Here is a 21,173-nt window from a genome sequence, read left to right as displayed (position 1 = left end):
GAATGAAAAAGATCAAGCCTGCAGCGACAGGCGGTACGCGGTGGTCTGGCGGTAGGCCTGCCCCGGATGCAGCACCAGGCGAGGCCAGGCGGCATTGACCAGTTCAGGACGGGCATTCGCCTCCAGGCAAAAGCCGTCGTGGCGCCACGGGCCCGCGCCCGTACTGCCGGCGGCGCAAAATTGCAGCGCCGCCTCGGTGGTGCACATTTGCAGGCGGCGCCCCGAACCCGGGTCGAATACCCGCGCCACTTCACGCAAAGGCCCCTGCCCGCCGGAAAAATGGTTGCCGACATAAAAGCAGTGGTCGAACCCGCCGGCCTGGCTGATCTGGCCATCGGGCCAGCGCAGCCGTGCGCCGATCGGCGCCGGCTGCCGGAAATCAAACGGCGTGCCCCCCACCGCCGCCACGCCGATCGGGTTGCCGCCGGCATCGACCTCCACGTAATAGTCGGCGTCGATTTGCAGCATGTGATCGCCGATGCCGGCAATGCCGCCATTGAGGTTGAAACTCGGATGGGTTTGCAGCTCGACCAGCGTCGGCAGGCGCGCCTGCACGTCGTAGGCGATCGTCAGGCAGCCATCGTCGTCGAGCCGGTAACTGGCCCGCAAGTCCGCCGCGCCGCCAGGCACCTTCAGTTGCAGCGCGACGCCGCCGCCGGCATGCCGGCCCTGCCACAGCGCGGGCGGCGCCACCACCGATGCCCCATCCGCGCCGGCATGGACCACGTCGGCCATGCGGCCATAACGGTCGGGCGCGCGCCATGAACGCAGCGTGGCGCCCCGTTCGCTGATGGTGACCGTCATGTCGCAGGCATTCCTGAGCGTGAACAAGCGGTATTGGTCCGACGCCGCCGGGGCGGAGGGAAATAGATTTGTCATTATTAAAGGCCGGGCTTGCGCGAGCAGGATGAGCACCACGTCATTCTGCGACCCGCGCCATGGCGTTTCAAGTACGAAAATCACCAGCCGCCGGAACAATTCTTGCGAATCGCTCCGGCCATGCCCTGCGCAGAGGCTAGGCGCAGAGCGGTTGTTCCGCGCCCAGCGCGCGGTCGCGATAGGCCCGCGGGGTGCAACCCAGTTCGCGCTTGAATACCAGGTGCATGTACTGGGTCGACGTAAAGCCGCAACCCAGCGCCACGTCGGCAATACTGCGCTCGCCGCTTTCCAGCGCGGCCCTGGCGGCATCGAGCTTGAAGCGCAGGATCACGTCGTGCACGCTGCATCCCAGTTCCTGGCGGAAGTATGCTTCCAGCGATGAACGCGACACGCCCACATATTCCGCCACCTGGTGGGTCTTGATGCCCTGGCATGCGTACTGGCGGATGAAGTGCCGCGCCCGCATCACGTGCGGATGCCGGACCGGCTGGTGCTGGCTGGAGGCGAACACGTTGATGCCGGACGGCGGCACCTGGATGCGGGTGTTGGACAGGCGCACGCCGTGCAGCATCTGGTCCAGCAAATGGGCGGCCGTGCGCCCCATTTCCTGTGCGCCCTGGATCACGGAACTGAGCGGGATGCGGGTCAGCAGGCGCACCATGGGATCGTTGTCGATGCCGATGATGGCCACCTGCTCCGGCACTTCGACGCCGGCGATGGTGCACGCCTGCAGCAGCTGGCGGGCCCGCGCATCGGTGACGGCAATGATGCCGATGGGCTTCGGCAGGCTGCGCAGCCAGTCGATCTGGCCCTGCACGGATTCGTCCCACGACGAGGCGCAGGTTTCACAGCCGCGGAAAATCTCCGCTTCCATCTGGTCTTCCTGCATCAGGCTGAGAAAGGCGTTTTCCCGCTCCTGCGCCCAGCGGTTTTCCTGCGCCTGCGGCAGGCTGAACATGGCAAAGCGGTGCAGGCCGACATCGATCAAATGATCGCGCGCCAGCTTGATCAGCTTGTAGTTGTCGGTCGCCACGTACGGCACGCCCTGCGGGTACTGCGCTTCGTCGGCGTACGAGCCGCCCACGGCCACCACCGGCGCCTTGCAGCGCGACAGCGCCTCGGCCACCGCCGGGTCGTCAAAATCGGCAATGATGCCATCGCCCTGCCAGTGCTCGATGCCGGACAGGCGCAGGCGGAAATCCTCTTCCAGGAACAAATCCCAGGCCGAGCGGGTGCTGCCCAGGTAGGCGCCGATGCCGGCGATGACTTCACGGTCAAAACTCTTGTTGGCGTTAAACAGCAACGCAATGCGATGGGCCTTGGTGGTATTCATACAAACCTCACCAGCTGTGCGTAAGCGGCGGTATGGTCGTGCTTCATAGTCATGGTCTCCGTGCTGTATATTTTTTTGTTACGCAGCGGGGAGGCGCCTTCTGTGTGGCGCTCTGCCCCGCCGTTGACGCTGCTATCGGAAAGTCCTCGGCTGGTTGCCGCTGTCATAGGCCGTGATATGGATGCCCATTAAATAAACCGTGGCGGCAGCGTTTATTTGGCGCATCCCACCGGTATTCTCCGCCGGCTCCAATGCGCTGATAGACGACATTACGTTCGGACTTGCCTGGAATAACACCGGTGGCATCACCACCACCGCCGATGGCGACGGTATCCCATTGATATTTTTCCGCGTGCGCAACCGGCGCCAATAACAGCGCAGCCGACATTAATGCGGTGCATGGTTTTATTTTCAACGTCTCCTCCGTTTAACTATCTTTTTTATTATTTCGGGCAATATCCGGTCCGGACATGGGCCTTGGATAGCGTGGGCCGGATGTGGGTAGCGGAAGCTAACCCACGGCGCCAGCTTAGTTGCGCAGGCGCGGGAACCGGTAACGCCCATAGGGGAATTTCTACCAATGTGCAAAAATTGCGATTAGTTCTGCAGGTAGTGCAAGTGGCTACGCACCCGTTTCAGCCGGGTTCGAAGTCCCGGCCGGAGGGCGGTCGGGCGCCGCAGGGCGCGGCGGGCAGTCCAGTTGGTAGCGGGCGCCTGTTGCGCCGCCCTCTTCCTGGTCCAATTTCATATTCATTTAATTGGCAGCGATATGATGCAATGCCTTTACTTATTCCTTTTTCTATTCCTTGCTTAATAAGGTTTCAGTAATTATCCCCGATAAAACCGGCTCAAAAAAAAAAAAAAAAAAGCCATGTCGGAGACATGGCTTTGAATGGCGCCGGTATCAGAACCGGCGCAGGCATTTAATATATCAGCTGCGCTTAGAAACTGTAGCGCGCCTGCAGCGTATAGCGGCGGCCGGTGTAGAACGAGCCTCGCTCTTTCAGGCCGATCTGCTGCTGCATATATTGCTTGTACAGGGCATTGTTCAGGTTTTGCGCTTCGAAAGCCACCGTGAAGTTTTCATCCACCTTGTAATGCATGCCCATGTCCACCTGGCCGTAGGCGCCACCCCAGGTCGGTAACGCATAGTTCACCGTATATGCGCCACCCTTGTTCGGGCTGGCCGGGTTCAGGTCGACACCGTTGTTGCCGGCCGTACCCCAGCCATTGACCGCCTGCAGGTACTTCGAACGCCAGCCGTAGGCCACGCGCGCCGACCATGGCCCCTGGTCGTACAGCAGCGCGAAGTTCATTGCATTCTTCGACAACCCCGTCATCGGCACCCCGCCCAGCAAGTGGCCATCGGTGTCGCAGCCGGCCAGGTCGCGCGCCATGTTGGCTTCGTTGGTGTCCTTCGGCGTACACCAGACGCCGCCGACCGGCTTGCCAAGGTTCAGGCGGCTGTCGATGTAGGTGTAGTTGCCCGACACGCCAAAGCCGGACAGCCAGCCTGGCAGCCTGTCGAAGTATTGCTGGTAGCCGATTTCCACACCGGTTGCGCGGCCTTTCGCACCATTGACGGGCGCGGTGATCAGGAAGTCGTGCGGTTGGCCGGCATTGTCATTGAGCGTATAGGCCGTGGTGCGGCCAATAATGATGTCCTTCAAACGCTTGTTGAACACGGCCATGGTCAGCGAGCTGGTGCGGCCGAAGTACCACTCGGCGCTCAAGTCGATGTTGCTCGACTGGGTTGGCCGCAGCATCGGATTGCCGCGCGCATTGCCGCTGTAATCGACCGAATCCAGCACGGTTGTTTTGGTGACCGTGTCCTGGTGCGTGTGCACATTCTGGCTCAGCGTGGTGTACGCCTGCATCTGGTAGAACTCCGGACGCGTCATCCCTTTCGCAAACGCGGCGCGGAATTGCAGTTCGCTGCCTGCCTTCATGCGCAAGTTCAGGCTCGGCAGGTAATTCGTATAGCTGTTGTCGAATGATTGCTTGTCCGACTGCGCCGCGATGAGCGGCACGCCCGGCACCTGCGCATTCGGCGGGCTGAACAACGTATACCCGGTGGCCGACATGTCGGTGCGCACCACGCGCAAGCCGACATTGCCATCGACCGGATACGGCAAGTCTTCAAAGCCGAAGCGCAGTTGGGCGTAAGCCGCCTTGGTGCGCTCGTTCTGCACGTTCAGGCCCTTGTCGTCGCCGTATGGCGCCGGGCTCCACTTGATCCAGTCCGGGCACGGGGCCTTGCAGACCAGCTGGGTGTAACCATGCAGCTTGGCGAACGCTTCCGGCGGCGTACCGACCACCATGGATGGATCCGGCACCACGACACTTGGCGGGGTGGCAACTTTGCCGCCAAAGAAATTATTAAACGCATGCACCATGTTGTTGCCGGCGAAGCGCGGGTCCTTCAGGTAGGCGAAGGAATTCAGCGGCTGCCACGAGTCGCCCACCGCCCAGCTTTGCGTGATTTGCGACCATTCGCTGTCGTGCGTCGAACGGGTTTCCGCCTTGCGGTCCGTGAAGCGCACGCCAAAACGCAAGTCGTTCAGCACCGGATTTTCGAACGTGTATTTGGCATCGATGCGCGCCGCGTTCTGCGAAGCCACCGCATGGTCGCGGTGTTCCTGGGCAAAACTCCAGTAGTAATTGTTCGCATCGCCCAGGAAGGCACGATCTTGCGCGTCGAACACCAGGGTGGCCGGCGACGTCGCCAGATTCATCGACTCCTTCGGCGCGTAGCCATCCAGGCCGATGGTGTTGTCCCAGCCGGACGTGGTGGCTGTGGTGCGCTGCACATCGGTCTTGAACACCCACTGGCTGTTGGCGCGCCATTGCAGGTTCCACGCCAGGTCGCGGGTGTCGGCATCGCGGCCCACGGCGCGCGAATCGGTGCCGACGCCGATGCCCGGCTCCTTCGGCGCACGCATGGTGCCCATCAGCAGCGCGCCCTTGTCGTCAAACGTGGCGCCCGGGTCGAGCACGATGCTGAGCGGATTGGTGGTGCTGAACAGCGCGTTTTCCGTCGAATGCATCTTGTATTTCGAGCGGAAGTAAGTCAGCGCGGACGACAGCGAATCTTTTTTCCACTGCAGCGCGCCATACAGGCCGTCGCGGTCGCGCTCGAAATTGTTCGAGGTCCAGCCGCCGCCCGGCGGCACCCAATACTGCTTGCCGCTGGTATCGCCCTTGACCGCATTGGTGAGCGGGATATACGGGCTCACCTGCATGCCGTCGCTGCGGGTGTTCAGGCGCGAGTGCGCCACGTCCAGCAGCGCGCCGAACTGGCCCATCGGCGTATCCCAGCGGTCCGACACCAGGCCGGAGAACGCGGGCGAATTCTTGCCACGCAAGACCGAACGGGCGGCTTCCACGGAAAACGCCACCTTGCGGCCCTTGTGGTCGAACGGCAGCGCCGTGCGCAGATTGACCAGGCCGCCAATGCCGCCCTCGATTTGTTCGGCCGACGGGTTCTTGTAGACGTCGATGCCTGCCATCAGTTCCGGCGGCACATCTTCAAAGCTCAGCGAACGGCCGCCGTTGGCGGAGAACGCGTCGCGGCCATTGAGTTCCGAACGCACCAGGCTCAGGCCGCGGATCGACACGCCGGTACCCTCGGCGGCAAAGTGGTTGATGCCGTCGCCCACGCCCTGCTGCGGGTCGGCGCGGTTCAGCGTGCGGTCGATGGTCACGCCGGCGATCCGTTGCAATACTTCCGTCACCGACTTGTCCGGCAATTTGCCGATGTCGTCGGCCACCACCGAGTCCACGATTTCATCGGCATCCTGCTTGATCTTCTGGGCCGACGCCAGCGCGGCGCGCTGGCCCACCACGACAACGGTATTGGTTTCAGGCTTGGCATTGTCCGCGGCAAACGCCGCGTGCCCGAACAGGGCGCCGCTGGCCAGCAGCACGGCTTGCGCCACGCCTGCGGCAATCGCTGTTTTCTTTAATTCTTGCAATTTGATCTCCTCAACTTTCGTGTACGGCTGTTTTTGTAGGGTGTCGCCGGCCTGCAAAGCGCTCTGCAACGATTGCATTCTGGTTGTAACCCCTCAGCCCCGGCAATTGCGAAAATCACCAACTATGAACACGAAAATGAACACTTCCTTAACGCCACACGGCAGTCTGCCTGACCAGCGGTGGAGCGCAGCCGGCATGCTGTGGTATTTGCACCACCAACGCGAGGGAATCCGGTCATGCGCCGGGGGATTCAGGCCGTATCGGCAGGAACGGCGGGCGCTTCGGACGGGAGGGAGCCGGCATGTTGCTCTTGCTGGCTGGCGAGCGAGCGGAAGGCTTTCGGCGTGCAGCCGTATTCTTCCTTGAACAGCTTGTTAAAGTACGACACGTTCCCATAACCGACTGAATACGCAATTTCCGCCACGGCTGCACTGTTCTTCTCGGACAGCAGCCGGGCGGCTTCCGTCAGCCGCAGCTTGTTGAGATAGCTGGTGAACGTCATGCCGAGCTCGGTTTTCAGGACGTCATTGACCTTGTTCCGGTTGGCGCCGGTCTCATTGACCACGCATTCCAGGTCCAGCTCGGTATTGGTGTAATTCGTCGCGATATACCGCAATACGTTGGCTTTTTCCTTGTCCTTGTAGGGCTCCAGCGTCAGCTGGCGGTATGCCACCAATGGCAAGTCCTTCTTCATTTTCGAATCCAGGCTGGCCATCAGCGCGCGCGTATGGGCCAGGAAAAACCACGCGCCGAAAGCGGCCCAGCTGGACAAGATGATGATCACCAGCGCGGAAATATAACGGTAATCGCGGCCGTGCAGCGTCACTTCACCGACTTCAAAATAAGAATCGACATTGCGCGGATTGGTGGGACTGGTGCCGAACACCAGTCTCGCCACCTTGTCCAGCTTATAGCCCTGGTGCGACAGGTCCAGCTTCATCTGGTAAAACCACCAGTCGGGGATGTAGAGCCGGGCCAGGTCCAGCGAGACCGGGACGCCCTGCTCATTGCAGGAAAAATAAGTGCCGGGCGAGCGGTACGTTGCGTAATAGCCGGGTTTGGTGACCTGGTCGTCGAAGGTGTTGACAACAAACGTCATCGAACCGGCGGGAGCGCATTTGGCAACAAAGGTAATGGTGTGGTATTTCGACCAATCGACGACGCCCTGCTTCCCCTTGGCACTCTCCATTTCCAGTTGGGCGGAGACAAACGGAAATTCGGACTTATCGCTCAGGCGGAAATGGTAGCGCAGCCGTTCGCGCGAAGCGTCGTGCAGGCGAATGGTCGACGCCCCGCCGGTCGCGACGTCGGTATAGGTATCGTAATGCCAGCGGACGCCGTCTTTTTCCGCTGGCAGCAGCGTCAGCGTCGGAAAACTCTGATGAATAAAGAACCAGGCCAGCAGCGCATTGGCGACCACCAGGCAAAGCAGCGCAATCAGCGCCTTCTTATAAAACTCTTGCATTACGGTACCGTGTTTTGAACTGTCTCACCCCACACTTCTCGATGGGTGTGGCGATCATAACAGTTCAGCACGACACCGGGGACCAGGGCCGGGAAGTGGCGTGTTTTTGCCACAACCCGGCCGGCAGGGTCACTGGCGCGGTGCGGCGCGCAGCGGCTTGCCGTTGACGTCATACTCGGCCGCCTCGAGATGCACGACCTGGCTGGCCGCCTCGCTGCCGCCGGCGTCGGCCGCCAGGATCACCTTGTAATCGCCGCCGGCGACTTTCCACGTTTTGGTGGCCGAGTCGTACATGGCCAGCAGGCGCGGATCAACCGACAACACCACCTTGGCGGCGGCGCCCGGTTTCACATCGGCCTTGTGGAAGCCGACCAGCCGCTTGGGCGCTTCCCAGCGGGTGCTGACCGGCGCGACATAGAGTTGCGCCACTTCCTTGCCCGCCACCTTGCCCGTGTTCTTCACGCTGAACGCGGCGCGCAGCACGCCATCCTTGACCCCGGCGTTCAAATCCGCCAGCGCGAATTGGGTGTACGACAAGCCATGGCCGAACGGGAACAGCGGCTTGTGCCCTTTCAAATCGAACCATTTATAGCCAACCGCCGCGCCTTCGTGGTAATCGACATCGAAACGCTTGTCCTCCACATGCGGGTAACCGTCCAGTACCGGTCGCGGCAATTGCGCTTCCGACGCCGGGTACGTGGCCGGCAGGTGGCCGGACGGGTTGACTTCGCCAAACAGCACGCTGGCTATGGCTTCGCCGCCACTGGTGCCCGGATACCACGCTTCCAGCACCGCCGGCGCCTTCGCCAGCCACGGCATCGTCACCGGGCCGCCGGTTTCCAGCACCACGACCGTCTTGCTGTTGGCCGACGCCACGGCCGCGATCAACGCATCCTGTTTGTTCGGCAGCGACAAATCCGGCACATCCATCGCTTCGCCAGTCCATTGGGTGGCAAACACCAGCGCCACGTCGGCCTCGCGCGCGAGTTTCGCGGCAGCGGCCGGATCCGAACCATCGTGGAACGTCACCACGGCATGGGGCAACCGCTGCTGGATGGCTTTCAGCGGCGGCGACGGGTACACCATCACCGGGCCGGGCCACGACTTCGGTTCCAGGCCCGGCACCGCATTGCCGCCGGCAGGGTACACCAGCGACGACCCGCCGCCGGCCAGCACGCCCTTGTCGGCATAGCCGCCGATCACCGCCACGCGCTTGACGTCCTTCTTCAGCGGCAGGATGTCGCCCTGGTTTTTCAACAGCACCATGCCTTCCTGCGCATCCTTCAGCGACACCGCGGCATGGGCCTTGAAGTCGATTTTTTCCGGCGCCGCCACGACCGGCTGGTCCACCACGCCGTGCTCGAACATCGCGTGCACGATGCGGCGCGCCATGTCGTCCAGCCGCGCCTGCGGTACCCAGCCATTCAGGACCGCTTCCTTCAGCGGCGCGGCGAAGTAATCGGCCAGGTCGAACGGGAAGCCCGATTGCTGGTCCAGGCCCGCGTTGGCGGCCGGGATCGTGCTGTGCAAGGCGCCCCAGTCCGACATCACCCAGCCTTTGAAACCCCAGTCCTGTTTCAGCACTTCCGTCAGCAGGTAACTGTTTTCACATGCATACGCGCCATTGACGCGGTTGTACGAACACATGACCGAGCCGGGCTTGCCCTCTTCATTGGCGATCTGCAGCGCCAGCAAGTCCGACATGCGGGCCGACTGGTCGTCGATTTTCACGTTCAACGTGGTGCGCCCGCTTTCCTGGTCATTCAGCGCGTAATGCTTGAGCGTGGAAATCACGCGGTTGGACTGGATGCCGCGGATTTGCGCCCCGACCATCTTACCCGCCAGCAGCGGGTCTTCGCCGCCATATTCGAAATTGCGCCCGTTGCGCGGCTCGCGCATCAGGTTAACGCCGCCGGCCAGCAGCACGTTGAAGCCATAGCCGCGGGCTTCCGCGCCGATCATGGCGCCGCCCGCGTAGGCGGTCTGCACATCCCAGGTGGCGGCCGTGTTCAGGCCGGAGGGCAACGCCGTGGCGGGCCGGGCATCCGGGCCGGCCTGGCTGGCCACGCCGATGCCGGCATCGCTTTCCCGCAAGTGCGGAATGCCCAGGCGGGGCACGCCGTAGACGAAACCGGCCGATTGCACATGGGCTTCCGCCGGGCGCTTGTGCTTTTTCGACTCCATGTCGGCGCCCAGGTAGCCATACACCAGCTTGAGTTTTTCATCGAGTGTCATGGCGCGCACCGCCAGCTCGGCGCGCTCGGCCGGATTCTTGCGCGCGTCCATCCAGGGCTTGCTGGCAGGCTCGGCAATGGCGCCCGTCTCCGCGGCCAGGGCGCCGCCGCAGCACAGGGCCACCGCAACCGACAACAAGGTGATCTTTTTCTTCAGTTTCATCCGATTCTGCTTCCACTCAATCAAAAAAAAAGGCGGCCGAAGCCGCCCCGAAAAACTACCGGCAAGGCAGTTGGAGACTACACACTACAAACTACCAACTACTAACTACAAACAACACGGTGCGGCTGCCTGCGGGATGATCCGCGTGGCGGGCCTGATGGAATCTATTGTCCGGGCAGCGGCCGTTGCGCGGCAATTGCAAAAATCGCCAACGGGTGACATGAAATTACACAGACTGCGTCCGGCGGCGCCGCGCACGGGTTCCCCGGCACACACATGCAAAAAAAATGTTGCCGCAACTGGTGAATTTGATGCTTGCACCGCGCCACAACCCATCCGCACAATACGCCACCCATTCAACGGAAAGATCACCATGCTGAAACGGACACTGCTCTCCTTTGCGCTGTCGTGCGCGTTCGCCGCTGCCTGCGCGCCGGCAGCCGCCCAATCCCAAGCCTCCGCCGTGCCGGAATTCCCGACCATCCTGTATGGCGCCGCGTATTACCATGAATACATGCCATACGAACGGCTGGAAAAAGACGTGCAGATGATGAAGGCGGCAGGCTTCAACGTGGTGCGCCTGGGCGAATCCACGTGGAGCCTGTGGGAACCGGAAGACGGCCGCTTCGAGTATGCGTGGATGGACCGCGTGATCGACGCCATGGGCAAGGCTGGCATCAAGGTCATCATGGGCACGCCAACCTATTCGGTTCCGGCCTGGATGGCAAAGCAAAACCCGGAAATCCTGGCCCGTAAATTCAATGGCGCGCAAAACATGTATGGCATGCGCCAGAACATGAACACGGATTCCGCCGCATACCGCTTTTATGCCGAACGGCTGATCCGCAAGATCGTGGCCCGCTACAAGGACAACCCCAACGTCATCGGCTGGCAAGTCGATAATGAAACCAGTACCTATGGCGCCGCCAACGACGACGTGTTCGTGCGCTTCACGCACCACCTGGAAAAGAAATTCGGCACGCCCGAAGCCCTCAGCAAGGCCTGGTTCCTGAATTACTGGGGCCAGGACTTGCACAGCTGGGTGGATTTGCCGCGCCCGGACAGTGCGCAAAGCACCGGCTATAAGCTCGAATGGTCGCGCTGGGGCCAGATGCGCGTCACCGATTTCCTGCACTGGCAAGCCAAACTGGTGCGCGAATGCGCATCGCCGCGCCAGTTCGTCACGCACGACTTCGCCGGCCAGATGCACAACGACGTCAACGAGGAAGCCGTCTCCAAGGCCCTCGACATGCCGGCCGTGAACATTTACCACTGGGGCCAGCGCGAGTATTACAACGGCGGCGACCAGGCCCTGCAGGCGGACTTCACCCGCTCGCTGAAAAAAGGGAACTTCCTCGTCACGGAAACCAATGCGCAAAGCACCGACTGGAGTTCGTCGTTCCAGTTTCCGCCATATGACGGCCAGTTCCGCCAGGATGTCTACACCCACCTGGCCAACGGCTCGAACATGGTGGAATACTGGCACTGGTCATCGATCCACGCCAACCAGGAAACCTACTGGAAAGGCGTGCTGTCGCACGACATGGAACCCAACCGCGCCTATGCGGAAATGAGCCGCACCGGCAAGGAACTGCAGAAAATCGGACCGCGCCTGGTCAACCTGAAGATCCGCAACGACGTCGCGATCCTGTGGAGCCGCGATTCGCTGAACGCGCTGAACGACATGCCGTTCGCCAAGGATTCTCAATGGGGCGGCAGCGGCACCAAAGCCGATTACAGCTCGGTGGTGCGCCAGATGCACCGCCAGCTGTACGACATGAATGTCGGCGCCGACTTTGTCTTCCCGGACGAACAGGATTTCTCGTCGTATAAATTGCTGATCGTGCCGCCGCTGTATGTGGCCGACGACGCGCTGCTGAAACGCATCACCGACTATGTGCGCAAAGGCGGCCACGTGGTGATGTCCTTCAAGAGCGGCTTCACCAATGAAAACGCGGCGGTGCGCTGGACCATGGCGCCGGGACCGTTGCGCGAAGCGCTGGGCTTCCACTACCAGGAATTCTCCAACCTGGCGCAGCCGCTGGCGCTGAAAGGCGATCCGTTCCAGGCCGGCGGCGACAACAAGGTGCAGCACTGGGCCGAATTCCTGCAACTCGACACGGCGAAAGCGCTGGCCTATTACGACCACCACTTCTTCGGCCGCTGGCCCGCCATCACGTCGAACCAGTATGGCGCCGGCAAAGTGGTGTATGAAGGCACGTTCCTGTCGGACAAATTGCAAAAAGCCGTGCTGCAGGGGTCGCTGAAGGAACTGGGCCTGCTGGGACCGGACCAGGACTTGCCGCCCGCCGTGCGCACGCGCAGCGGCGTCAACAGCTACAAGCGCCCGGTGCATTACTACTTCAATTATTCCGGCGCACCGGTGGACTTCAACTATGCGCGCAAGCCTGGCGCCGACCTGTTGACGGGTAAAAAAGTGGCCAACGCGGACAAGGTCACGCTGGGGCCATGGGACGTCGCCATCATCGAGGAGGATGGCAAGTAACGCCGACCGGTCCGGCGCACCGTCATCACAGCCCGGGCAGGCGCAGCTCCACCTGCAATCCGTGGGGCTGCGCATCCCGCAGCGCCACGGTGCCGCCATGCTGCGCCAGGATATCCCGTACGATGGGCAGACCCAGCCCGCATCCATCCCCTTGATCGGTCGCCCGTACGAACCGCTCGAAGACCCGGCCGCGGTCCGCCTCCGCGATGCCCGGACCGTTGTCGCTGACGATGATCAGCACGTCGCCGCCGTCCGGCAATACCCGGACGGTGATCTCGCCGCCGCTGCCGGTGTACTTGATGGCGTTGTCGATCACATTGGTCAGTGCTTCCCGCAGCAACAGGGCGTGCGCCCGGATTTGCAGCGGCGCGCCGCCGTCCTCCGCCGCCTCGGCCTCTTCGCCCATGCCCAGGTCGATCCCTGCCCGCAACGCGCGCGGCACGCATTCGGCGACGATGTCGTGCACGAAGGCCACCACATCCAACGGCGCCATGTCGTTGGCCACCGCGGCATCGGGATCGGCGCGCGCCAGCATCAGCAGTTGGCTGATCAGGTGGGCGCCCCGCGCGGCGCTCTGGTCCACCAGTTTCAGCCTGGCCAGCAGCGCCGGATCCTCGGTGGCGGCCATCGCCAGCGCGGTCTGGCTCTTCAATCCCGCCAGCGGCGTGCGCAACTGGTGGGCGGCGTCCGCAATAAACCGTTTTTGCGCATTGACGTTCTGGCGCACCGAGGCCAGCAGTTCATTCAGGGCGCGCACCAGCGACCTGACTTCCTGCGGCGCCGACTCGACTTGCAGCGGCGCGAGGTCGAGCGGCGAACGCCCCTCCACTTCCTTGCGCAGGCGCAGCAGCGGCTTGAGCCCGGCGCCGGTGCCCACCCAGACGATCATGGTCATCAAGGGGATCAGCGCGGACAACGGCAGCAGCGTGTCGACCAGGATGTTTTTGAAGAGATCTTCGCGATGGGCCATGCCGCGTGCGACCTGGACCAGCATCCATTGCTGTTTTCCTTCCGGCTCGCCATACGTCAGGTACAACGCCGCGATCCGCACTTTGACGACGGACCCGGGGCCGCCCTCCCCGGCTTCGTCGGGGGACGCGATCTCTCCGTCGTAGAAATACGGATCGTTCAGGCGCGGCGCCATTTCGCGGGGTGGCATGGGAATATTATTGTTGCCAAGGACGAATTGGCCGGGCGGTGTGCTGACCATGTAGAACAGGCGGTCGTTCGGATCGGTCTCGAGGATTTCCTGCGCCGCGCGGGGAAAATCGATCAGCAGGCCGCTGCCGATCGGTTTCACGCGCCGCGCCAGCGCGCGGCTGGCCTGGGACAAGGTGGCGTCCGCGGCCTGGTTGACGTAGCTGACCGCCAGGCGGTACGTCGCGACGCCACCCGCGCCCCACAACACCAGTTGCGGCAGCAAGACCCAGATCAGCAGCTGGCGCCGCAGCGAGCGGTTGCGGGGGCCAAAGCGGTGCAGTATGCCCGGTTCAGGCCGGTCGTCCATGGACGTGCTCGGCGGTCAGCAGGTATCCCAGGCCGCGCACCGTGCGGATTTCCAGCCCCGAACCTTCCAGCTTGCGGCGCAGGCGGTGGATGTGGACTTCGGCCGTATTGCCGGCGCCCACCTCGCCGCCGTCGCCGGCCCAGGCGGCGGCAATCTGGTCTTTGGTCACCACCTTGTCGGACTGCGCCAGCAGCAGTTCCAGCAGCGTCGCTTCACGCGGGCTGAGTTCCACCGGTTCGCCATGGATGACAGCGCGCCGCGTGGCACGGTCAAAGTGCAGGCCCTGCACCACCACATCGTGATGGATGGCCCCCGGCCTGGCGCGCCGCAGCACCGCGCGCAGGCGCGCTTCCAGTTCCGGGAAATCGAACGGCTTGGTCATGTAATCGTCCGCGCCGGCATTCAATCCCGCCACGCGGCTGTCGAGCTTGTCGAGGGCGGTCAGCACCACCACCGGCAGGTCGGGCCGGGTCGCCCGCAAGGTCTTCAGCACGGTCAAGCCGTCTATCATGGGCAAGCCCAGGTCGATGATGGCGATATCGAAATTCTGCCTGGCCAGCAGGAATTCTGCCACCGGTCCATTCGGAGCACGTTCCACGGTGAACCCCGCGCCATTCAGCTGGGCAGTCAAACCGTTGGCGAGAATCGCGTCGTCTTCGGCAAGTAAAAGTTGCATTTAGCTATATTAACGGATACGGGACTGCCTTACAATCTGGCGTTGATACGCTTGCGCTCCGCCTCGACTGCTTTCACATGAACCTCTCCCCCCGACATGCGACCCGATATTGCGCCCGATGGCGCGCAGCAATCGCGCTGATGGCTGCATGCCTTGCCGCGCCGGCGCCCGGCGGCGAGATCGAAGTGCTGCACTATTGGGAAGTCGGCTACGACGCCAGGGCGGCCGCGCTGCTGAAATCGACGCTGCAGCGCCAGGGCCATACGTGGAAAGACTTCGCGGTGGCCGATGGCGGCAACGGCCTGGCCATCTCGCTGCTGCGCTCCCGCGTCCTGTCGGGCAATCCGCCCTCCGCCGCCCAGATCAAAGGGCCGGTGATCCAGCAGTGGGCGCAGGAAGGCGCACTGGCCAACATGGACGACGTGGCGCGCGCCGGGCATTGGGACGACGTCCTTCCCAAGCCGGTCAGCGACGCCATGAAGTTCCAGGGCCGTTATGTCGCGGTGCCGGTCAACGTGCACCGCCTCAATTGGCTGTGGGTCAATCTGCGCATCCTGAACCAGGCTGGCGCACGCATCCCCACCACCTGGGATGAATTCTTCGCCGCCGCCGAGGCAATGAAACGGGCGGGCTACACGGCGGTGGCGCACGGCGGCCAGCCGTGGCAGGATTTCCTCCTGTTCGAGACCGTTGTGCTGGGCGTCGGCGGCCCGGACTTCTACCGCAAGGCGTTCGTCGCGCTGGATACTGAAGCCCTGGCCGGTCCGGTCATGGAACGGGTCTTGCAGACGTTCCGCCGCATCAAGGCCTACACCGCGCCCGCCGCCTCGTCGCGCGACTGGATATGGGCGTCGCAAAAGCTGGCCAAGGGCGAAGCCGGCATGCAATTGATGGGGGATTGGGCCAAGCCGATATTCATGGCGGCGCAGGACAGTTCAGAGCTGGAGTTTGCCTGCGTCCCTGCGCCGGGCACAATGAAGGCGTTTGCCTTCGTGGTCGACTCGTTCGCCCTGTTCAAGGTTAACAGCGCCGCCAAGGCGGAAGCGCAGCGCGACTTCGCTTCCGCGCTGCTGTCGCCGGCCGTGCAGGAGGCATTCAACCTCGACAAAGGGTCGATCCCGGTCCGGCTGGGGATGAACCTGGCCCGGTTCGACCGCTGCGCCAAGCTCTCGGGGACGGCGTTCCAGGCGGCGGCGCGCGCCAATACCCTGGTGCCAGCCATTTCCATGTCGGTGCCGCCCGCCATCGAAGACGCCATGCGCGAAGCCATCAGCGCATTCTGGCGCGATGACCGCATCACCCCGCAATCCACCATGGCGCGCCTGGCCGCCGCCGCCCGCCAGCGCCAGAACAACCGCCTTCCTCCCGCTTGAAGCCGGCTGCGGCTGAATTCCATTGACATGGCCACGCCATGGGACCTAGACTTTGTTAATGTACGTTAATTTATATTAGCACTGCATTTCCCCCATCGCAGCGCGCCTCAATCACCTGTCAAAGAAACAAACATGAACAAGTACCACCGCTTCGTCGCCACGGCCGCCCTGACGCTGGCGTTGTCGCCCGCTTGGGCGCAGAAATTTCCCGGCCTGGCCGACACGCCGCCGATGGGATGGAACAGCTGGAACAAGTTCGGCTGTGACATCAGCGAAAAGCTGATCCGCGAAACCGCCGATGCGATGGTCAAAAACGGCTTGCGTGACGCCGGCTACGTCTACGTCAACCTGGACGATTGCTGGCACGGCGAACGCGACGCCAACGGCTTCATCCAGGCCGATCCGGTACGCTTCCCTTCCGGCATCAAGGCGCTGGCCGATTACATCCACGCCAGGGGGCTGAAGGTGGGCATTTATTCCGACGCGGGCGCCCTCACCTGCGGCAAGCGCCCCGGCAGCCAGGGGCACGAATACCAGGATGCGCAGCAATATGCGCGCTGGGGCATCGATTACGTGAAATACGACTGGTGCCACACGGGCGAAGGCAAGGCCCAGCGCAATCCGGTCGAAGCCTACACCACCATGCGCGATGCGATCCGCGCGGCCGGGCGTCCGATGATCCTGTCGATCTGCGAATGGGGCGACAACAAGCCGTGGGAATGGGCCGCCGACGTCGGCCACCTGTGGCGCACCACCGGCGACATCACGCATTGCTGGGAATGCGAAGAGGGACACGGCTCGTGGTCGTCGCTGGGCGTGCTGAACATCCTCGACAAGCAGTCCGCGCTGCGCAAATACGCCAAGCCGGGCCAGTGGAACGACCCGGACATGCTGGAAGTCGGCCTGCTGCCGACAGCCGGTGAAAACCGCGCGCACTTCAGCATGTGGGCCATGCTGGCCGCGCCGCTGATCTTCGGCGCCGACGTGCCATCGATGCGGCAGGATACCAGGGACATCCTGGCCAACCGCGACGTCATCGCGGTGGACCAGGACCGGCTGGGCATCCAGGGCTTCGCGTTCATCCGGGAGCGCGGCGTCGAATACTGGGCCAAGCCGCTGGTCAATGGCGAGTGGGCCGTTGCCATCCTTAACCGCACCGACGAACCGAAGAAGATCGCGCACGACTGGCGCAAGCACGCCATCGGCGACGATGTCAGCGGGCGCAATGCCGACTTCAACAAGACCGATTACGACATCCGCGACCTGTGGGGCGGCAAGGCGGCGGGAACCACCGCGACGCCATTGAACGTGACGGTGGCGGGACGCGATATCGTGATGCTGAGGCTCTCGCCAAGGAAATAATACGCCGTGTTGCCTGTCCGCACAGGCGCTCTTGCTTTTCGGACACAGATGCGGAATGATGGTATTGCCTTGCCTGCTTTTTGGAGAAATCAATCATGAAACTGTTTAAAACCCTGGTAGCAGTCCTGTGCGCCGGCCTTGTCACCCTGGCATGGGCCGCTGACAAACCCGAGGATGCCATTGCGCTGGTCGACAAGGGCCTGGCCTACATGCAGAAAAACGGAAAAGACGCCCTGATCAGGGAAATCAACGCCAAGAACCCGGAGTTTATCAAGGGCGACAGCTACCTGGTCGTGCGTTCGATCGATGGCCCCATGCTGGGCCATCCAATCAACCCCAAGCTCATAGGCAAGAACATGCTGGAGTTGCCGGATGCCGATGGAAAATATTTTAGAAAAGAAATCATCGAAGGCGCCAAGACGAAAGGCAAGGGATGGGTGGACTTCCGGTACAACAACCCGACCACCAAGGAAATTGAGAGGAAGTCCAGCTATTACGTGCGCAGCGGCGATGTGATACTCGAAGCCGGCATCTACAAGGGTAAATGAACGTCCCCCGGGATTCATTTCGGAGATGCCTGCGCGTGCAACGCGTGAGGTTCGCCGGCGCCGCGTTTGCGGCTTCGCTGGCGGCTTCGCTGGCCGTCGCGCCGCTGCACGCCGCGGAAATACGCACCGCCGCGCAGGAAGCCACCACGCCCAAATTCACCTCGCTCCATCCTGACCGGAAGACGCCCATCGGCGGCCTGTGCGTCGACATCATGCGCGCGATCGAGCGGATCGACCCGGACCTGGTCTTTGTCGGCGACCAGACGTGGCAGCCGCTGGTCCGCGTCGAGGCCGGTGTAGCGCATGGCCAACTCGACGCCGCCTGCGGATTTCTACGCACGCGGGAGCGCGAGGCCAAGTTCACCTATATCGATCCGCCTCTCTATTCCATGAATTATTTTCTGGCCGTGCGCGCTGACGACACGGTGCAGGTCAATAACTGGGACGACGTGCGTCAGCTTGGCGACCAGGGCACGGTGCTGGTGGCGCATGGCTTCGGCATCGTCAGGCAACTGGAAAAAGTCGGTGGCCTGAAGATTGATTCGGGCGGGCGCGACGCGGAAAGCAATCTGGGCAAGCTGGTGGCCGGCCGGGGACGTTTCTTCATCCATCGGTCTCCCGGAATCCAGGCTGAAATTGCAAGAGCCGGCATGCAGGGCAAGGTCCGCGTGCTGCCAGCGGTCATGCATACCGAGAATTTCTACATGGTCGTATCGAAAAATCTCCCGGTGGCCACGATCGAAAAAATACGCTATGCGATCGTCCGGCTCAATGCCAATGGCGAAATCGGCAGGTTGCTGAGCCAGTGGGACAGTTCGCCGGAAAATACGCGGTAACGCGGGCTGGCGCAGCGGCAGCAGCCGAGGCTACTGGAGCCCCGGCCGCCACATCCGCGTGTATCAGTCAGCCTTGCCAGACAGCGCGGCGGCGCCCCAGGTCACCGGCAACAGTTCATTGTTGACTGCCGTGCTGCGCGCGACCAGCTCCACCACTTTGACCCCGGCCACATCAGCCGACAACGCTTGCGCCGGTTGCCCCCAGCGCAACGCCTTGCTCGTCGCCAGCAACTTGCCGTCGCCATAAATCATGAAGGTGACACCGTGCTGGCGGTCGCGCGCCGAATCGTCGACGCCAACCTGGGTCGTGATGCGGCGATAGCCGTGGTTGCGCACTTCCAGCCGCGAATTGGCCAGGATGCCGATGCCGGCCGGGAACGGCGCGCCGGCCACCTGCAAGACCTGGCCGTACGGCGTGCTGTCGGCGCGCGCGCCACCCCAGCCGGCATACATCGGCCGCTCGCCCGCGCCCTTGGTGCCGGACCAGGCGGCCGATGAGCGGAACACCGTGGGGTCGGCCTGCGGACTGGTCACGCCATCGACGGCCGGGTTGACGCTGCCGGGCTGCTCCGACAGATACACGCCCTGCGCCAGCAAGCGCGTACCCTGCACGCGGAAGATCCGCGTCTCGCGCGGCGCCACGCGGATCCTGGTCTCGTTGGTGAACGTGGTATCGGCACGGGTCCACAAGTCCGTCAGCGTGATGGGCGCATCGTTACGCAGCTTCAGGTGCGCCGCATTGAGGTCGGCGTCGATCGGCCCGAGTCCCCGGTTGAAGATGGCGACCGCCTTCTGGCCCGACGCCAGCTGCTTGACCAGGATTTGCAGGTCGTCGGCGTCGTAGGCCAGCGTGGCCTGGTTGCCGGCCGGGTCCTGGTTGAGCGCAATGATGTCGGCGTTGCCGACGATGTCCATCAGCGCCGCAGGCGTGCTGCGCAGGTCGGCGCCCAGCATCAGCGGCGAATTCAGCATGGCCCACAGCGAGAAATGCGAACGGGCTTCCACCAGGTGGGCGGCGTCGAAGTCACCCTTGCCGATGTACAACATGTCCGGATCGTTCCAGCTGCCCGGATGGCCGTACAGCTCGCGCTTGGCCGCGCTGTCGAAATTGCTCAGCAGGCGTGCCCAGTTGGGCGTGATGTCGTCGCTGGTGCGGGACAGGTTACCGAAATTCTTGCCCCATGCGCGCACGTCGGCGGCGCCCCACACGCACAGCGACAGCAGGTAATCGCCGTCGGGATTGTTGCGCGCCAGGGCCGCGTTAATCTGCGTAAATTCCGCCTGCACGGCCGGGATGTCGGAACGGCTGACCGATTCCAGGTCCAGCACCGGCTTCAGCGCGCGGTATTCGCCGGAGCGCACTTTCGCGCTGTCGGCGCCATAGGCGCGCAGGCCGCAGCCGTCCACCTTGATGAAGTCGAATCCCCAGTCGGCAAAGAACAGCTTGATATCATCGTCGATATGGCCATACAGGCCGATTTCGCGCTCCAGCACACTACCCTTGGGCAAGTCGGTGTTGTCGCCGGAAAAAGCCTGGGCACAGGTATTGCGGCCGAGGTCGGAATAGATGCCGGCCTTCAGGCCCATCGCGTGCACCTTGTCGGTGAACGGGCGGAACGTGCTGCGACCGCCCGTCGTGGACGACGGGAAGCGGTCGGCGCGAATCACCAGGTGGCCATCCTTCTCTTCGCGGCGCGTGGCCCAGCCGTCATCGATATTGATGTAGCGGTAACCCTTGGCGGCCAGGCCGCTGTCGACGATGCGCTGTGCCGAGCCAAGGATCTTCGCCTCGTCGATATCGGTGCCGAACGCGTTCCAGCTACTCCACCCCATCGGCGGCGTTGTCGCGCGGCCGGCGGTATAGGCGCTCCAGCGGGCGGTCGGCGCCAGCGGGTCGGTCGCGGCCTGCGCCAGCGCCGCCGCCAGGCAAAGCGGAATCAGTGCCAGGCGGGGCCAGCGGCGCGGGGTTTGTTTCTGCTGCATCAAAATCTCCAGTTTCAGCGGTGTATATTCAGATAACTTAACTCAACATTAACACAGTGTAAGCCGAGTGTTTTTCTCGTGTCAATGCGCTGATTCGGCGCCCCGCGCGACGCTGCCCGGCCCACCCTGGCGTTTGATCAATTTCATGAGCCGCATTGGCTACTTTCGCAATTGCCGTGCAATGCGGCCACTTGCATCATGTGGCATGACGGGACTTTACCCAAGGGGCCTGTTCCTCGTGCCCGTAACTCTCGCTTCACCTTTTTCCTGGTGGCGACATTAAAAGTCATTCGAACATCAACCTCGCTACAGGCTGGACAACGTGTCCATAAC

The 21,173-nt window shown here is 62.9% G+C and carries 14 protein-coding genes; 5 read left to right on the top strand and 9 right to left on the bottom strand.

Translation table 11 applies throughout. From position 1 onward, the window contains the following. Window positions 1-12: 12 nt before the first annotated feature. The 6 genes from GJ700_RS13125 to GJ700_RS13100 all read right to left on the bottom strand — a co-directional run bounded on the left by GJ700_RS13125 (window position 13) and on the right by GJ700_RS13100 (window position 10,049). Window positions 13-804: an aldose epimerase family protein gene (locus GJ700_RS13125; protein ID WP_229506977.1), complete on the bottom strand. Its 792-nt coding sequence runs from the start codon at window positions 802-804 to the stop codon at window positions 13-15. 211 nt (window positions 805-1,015) lie between these two features. Continuing rightward, the gene (locus GJ700_RS13120) at window positions 1,016-2,212 is read right to left on the bottom strand and encodes a XylR family transcriptional regulator (RefSeq protein WP_154374404.1); all 1,197 of its coding nucleotides are present in this window, start codon (window positions 2,210-2,212) and stop codon (window positions 1,016-1,018) included. Between the two features lie 163 nt (window positions 2,213-2,375). Then, the gene (locus tag GJ700_RS13115; protein ID WP_154374402.1) at window positions 2,376-2,627 is read right to left on the bottom strand and encodes a hypothetical protein; all 252 of its coding nucleotides are present in this window, start codon (window positions 2,625-2,627) and stop codon (window positions 2,376-2,378) included. A 526-nt stretch (window positions 2,628-3,153) separates the two neighbouring features. Further along, on the bottom strand, window positions 3,154-6,186 hold the full coding sequence (locus GJ700_RS13110) for a TonB-dependent receptor (protein WP_154374400.1): 3,033 nt from the start codon (window positions 6,184-6,186) through the stop codon (window positions 3,154-3,156). A 251-nt stretch (window positions 6,187-6,437) separates the two neighbouring features. Next, window positions 6,438-7,652, bottom strand: a complete 1,215-nt coding sequence (locus GJ700_RS13105; RefSeq protein ID WP_154374398.1) for a helix-turn-helix domain-containing protein — start codon at window positions 7,650-7,652, stop codon at window positions 6,438-6,440. Window positions 7,653-7,781: 129 nt separating this feature from the next. Then, on the bottom strand, window positions 7,782-10,049 hold the full coding sequence (locus GJ700_RS13100; protein ID WP_154374396.1) for a glycoside hydrolase family 3 C-terminal domain-containing protein: 2,268 nt from the start codon (window positions 10,047-10,049) through the stop codon (window positions 7,782-7,784). 373 nt (window positions 10,050-10,422) lie between these two features. Between GJ700_RS13100 and GJ700_RS13095 the strand changes: the two genes are divergently transcribed. After that, a complete protein-coding gene (locus GJ700_RS13095) occupies window positions 10,423-12,555 on the top strand; it encodes a beta-galactosidase (protein WP_154374394.1) in 2,133 nt (710 codons plus the stop codon). Window positions 12,556-12,580: 25 nt separating this feature from the next. Here the strand turns inward: GJ700_RS13095 and GJ700_RS13090 are convergent, their stop codons facing one another. After that, the gene (locus GJ700_RS13090) at window positions 12,581-14,062 is read right to left on the bottom strand and encodes a sensor histidine kinase (protein ID WP_154374392.1); all 1,482 of its coding nucleotides are present in this window, start codon (window positions 14,060-14,062) and stop codon (window positions 12,581-12,583) included. After that, window positions 14,046-14,738, bottom strand: a complete 693-nt coding sequence (locus tag GJ700_RS13085) for a response regulator transcription factor (protein ID WP_154374390.1) — start codon at window positions 14,736-14,738, stop codon at window positions 14,046-14,048. The genes GJ700_RS13090 and GJ700_RS13085 overlap by 17 nt, the downstream gene beginning before the upstream one ends. Before the next feature lie 140 nt (window positions 14,739-14,878). On the opposite strand from GJ700_RS13085, the gene GJ700_RS13080 reads away from it, so the two are divergent. The 4 genes from GJ700_RS13080 (at window position 14,879) to GJ700_RS13065 (ending at window position 18,857) form a co-directional block, all read left to right on the top strand. Further along, window positions 14,879-16,111, top strand: coding sequence for an ABC transporter substrate-binding protein (locus tag GJ700_RS13080; RefSeq protein ID WP_229506976.1), 1,233 nt, complete (start codon window positions 14,879-14,881; stop codon window positions 16,109-16,111). Window positions 16,112-16,243: 132 nt separating this feature from the next. Beyond that, the gene (locus GJ700_RS13075; protein WP_154374386.1) at window positions 16,244-17,473 is read left to right on the top strand and encodes a glycoside hydrolase family 27 protein; all 1,230 of its coding nucleotides are present in this window, start codon (window positions 16,244-16,246) and stop codon (window positions 17,471-17,473) included. A gap of 95 nt (window positions 17,474-17,568) precedes the next feature. Next, window positions 17,569-18,021: a cache domain-containing protein gene (locus GJ700_RS13070; RefSeq protein ID WP_154374384.1), complete on the top strand. Its 453-nt coding sequence runs from the start codon at window positions 17,569-17,571 to the stop codon at window positions 18,019-18,021. Between the two features lie 35 nt (window positions 18,022-18,056). After that, entirely contained in the window at window positions 18,057-18,857 is an 801-nt protein-coding gene (locus GJ700_RS13065) for a substrate-binding periplasmic protein (RefSeq protein ID WP_195763886.1), read from the top strand. A gap of 63 nt (window positions 18,858-18,920) precedes the next feature. Here the strand turns inward: GJ700_RS13065 and GJ700_RS13060 are convergent, their stop codons facing one another. Further along, entirely contained in the window at window positions 18,921-20,840 is a 1,920-nt protein-coding gene (locus tag GJ700_RS13060; protein ID WP_154374380.1) for an NPCBM/NEW2 domain-containing protein, read from the bottom strand. Between the last annotated feature and the right edge of the window lie 333 nt (window positions 20,841-21,173).

Source organism: Pseudoduganella rivuli (assembly GCF_009674485.1).
Taxonomy (GTDB): domain Bacteria; phylum Pseudomonadota; class Gammaproteobacteria; order Burkholderiales; family Burkholderiaceae_D; genus Rugamonas; species Rugamonas rivuli_B.
Note: the sequence above shows the minus strand (reverse complement) of the source record. Positions and strands in the feature narration are given on the sequence as shown.

Bases quoted from the DNA above. Each gene is read 5' to 3' on its own strand.
- GJ700_RS13060 (WP_154374380.1), bottom strand. From the start codon at position 20,840: ATGCAGCAGAAACAAACCCCGCGCCGCTGGCCCCGCCTGGCACTGATT.
- GJ700_RS13095 (WP_154374394.1), top strand. From the start codon at position 10,423: ATGCTGAAACGGACACTGCTCTCCTTTGCGCTGTCGTGCGCGTTCGCC.
- GJ700_RS13120 (WP_154374404.1), bottom strand. From the start codon at position 2,212: ATGAATACCACCAAGGCCCATCGCATTGCGTTGCTGTTTAACGCCAAC.
- GJ700_RS13075 (WP_154374386.1), top strand. From the start codon at position 16,244: ATGAACAAGTACCACCGCTTCGTCGCCACGGCCGCCCTGACGCTGGCG.
- GJ700_RS13080 (WP_229506976.1), top strand. From the start codon at position 14,879: ATGGCTGCATGCCTTGCCGCGCCGGCGCCCGGCGGCGAGATCGAAGTG.
- GJ700_RS13090 (WP_154374392.1), bottom strand. From the start codon at position 14,062: ATGGACGACCGGCCTGAACCGGGCATACTGCACCGCTTTGGCCCCCGC.
- GJ700_RS13070 (WP_154374384.1), top strand. From the start codon at position 17,569: ATGAAACTGTTTAAAACCCTGGTAGCAGTCCTGTGCGCCGGCCTTGTC.
- GJ700_RS13085 (WP_154374390.1), bottom strand. From the start codon at position 14,738: ATGCAACTTTTACTTGCCGAAGACGACGCGATTCTCGCCAACGGTTTG.
- GJ700_RS13105 (WP_154374398.1), bottom strand. From the start codon at position 7,652: ATGCAAGAGTTTTATAAGAAGGCGCTGATTGCGCTGCTTTGCCTGGTG.
- GJ700_RS13100 (WP_154374396.1), bottom strand. From the start codon at position 10,049: ATGAAACTGAAGAAAAAGATCACCTTGTTGTCGGTTGCGGTGGCCCTG.
- GJ700_RS13125 (WP_229506977.1), bottom strand. From the start codon at position 804: ATGACGGTCACCATCAGCGAACGGGGCGCCACGCTGCGTTCATGGCGC.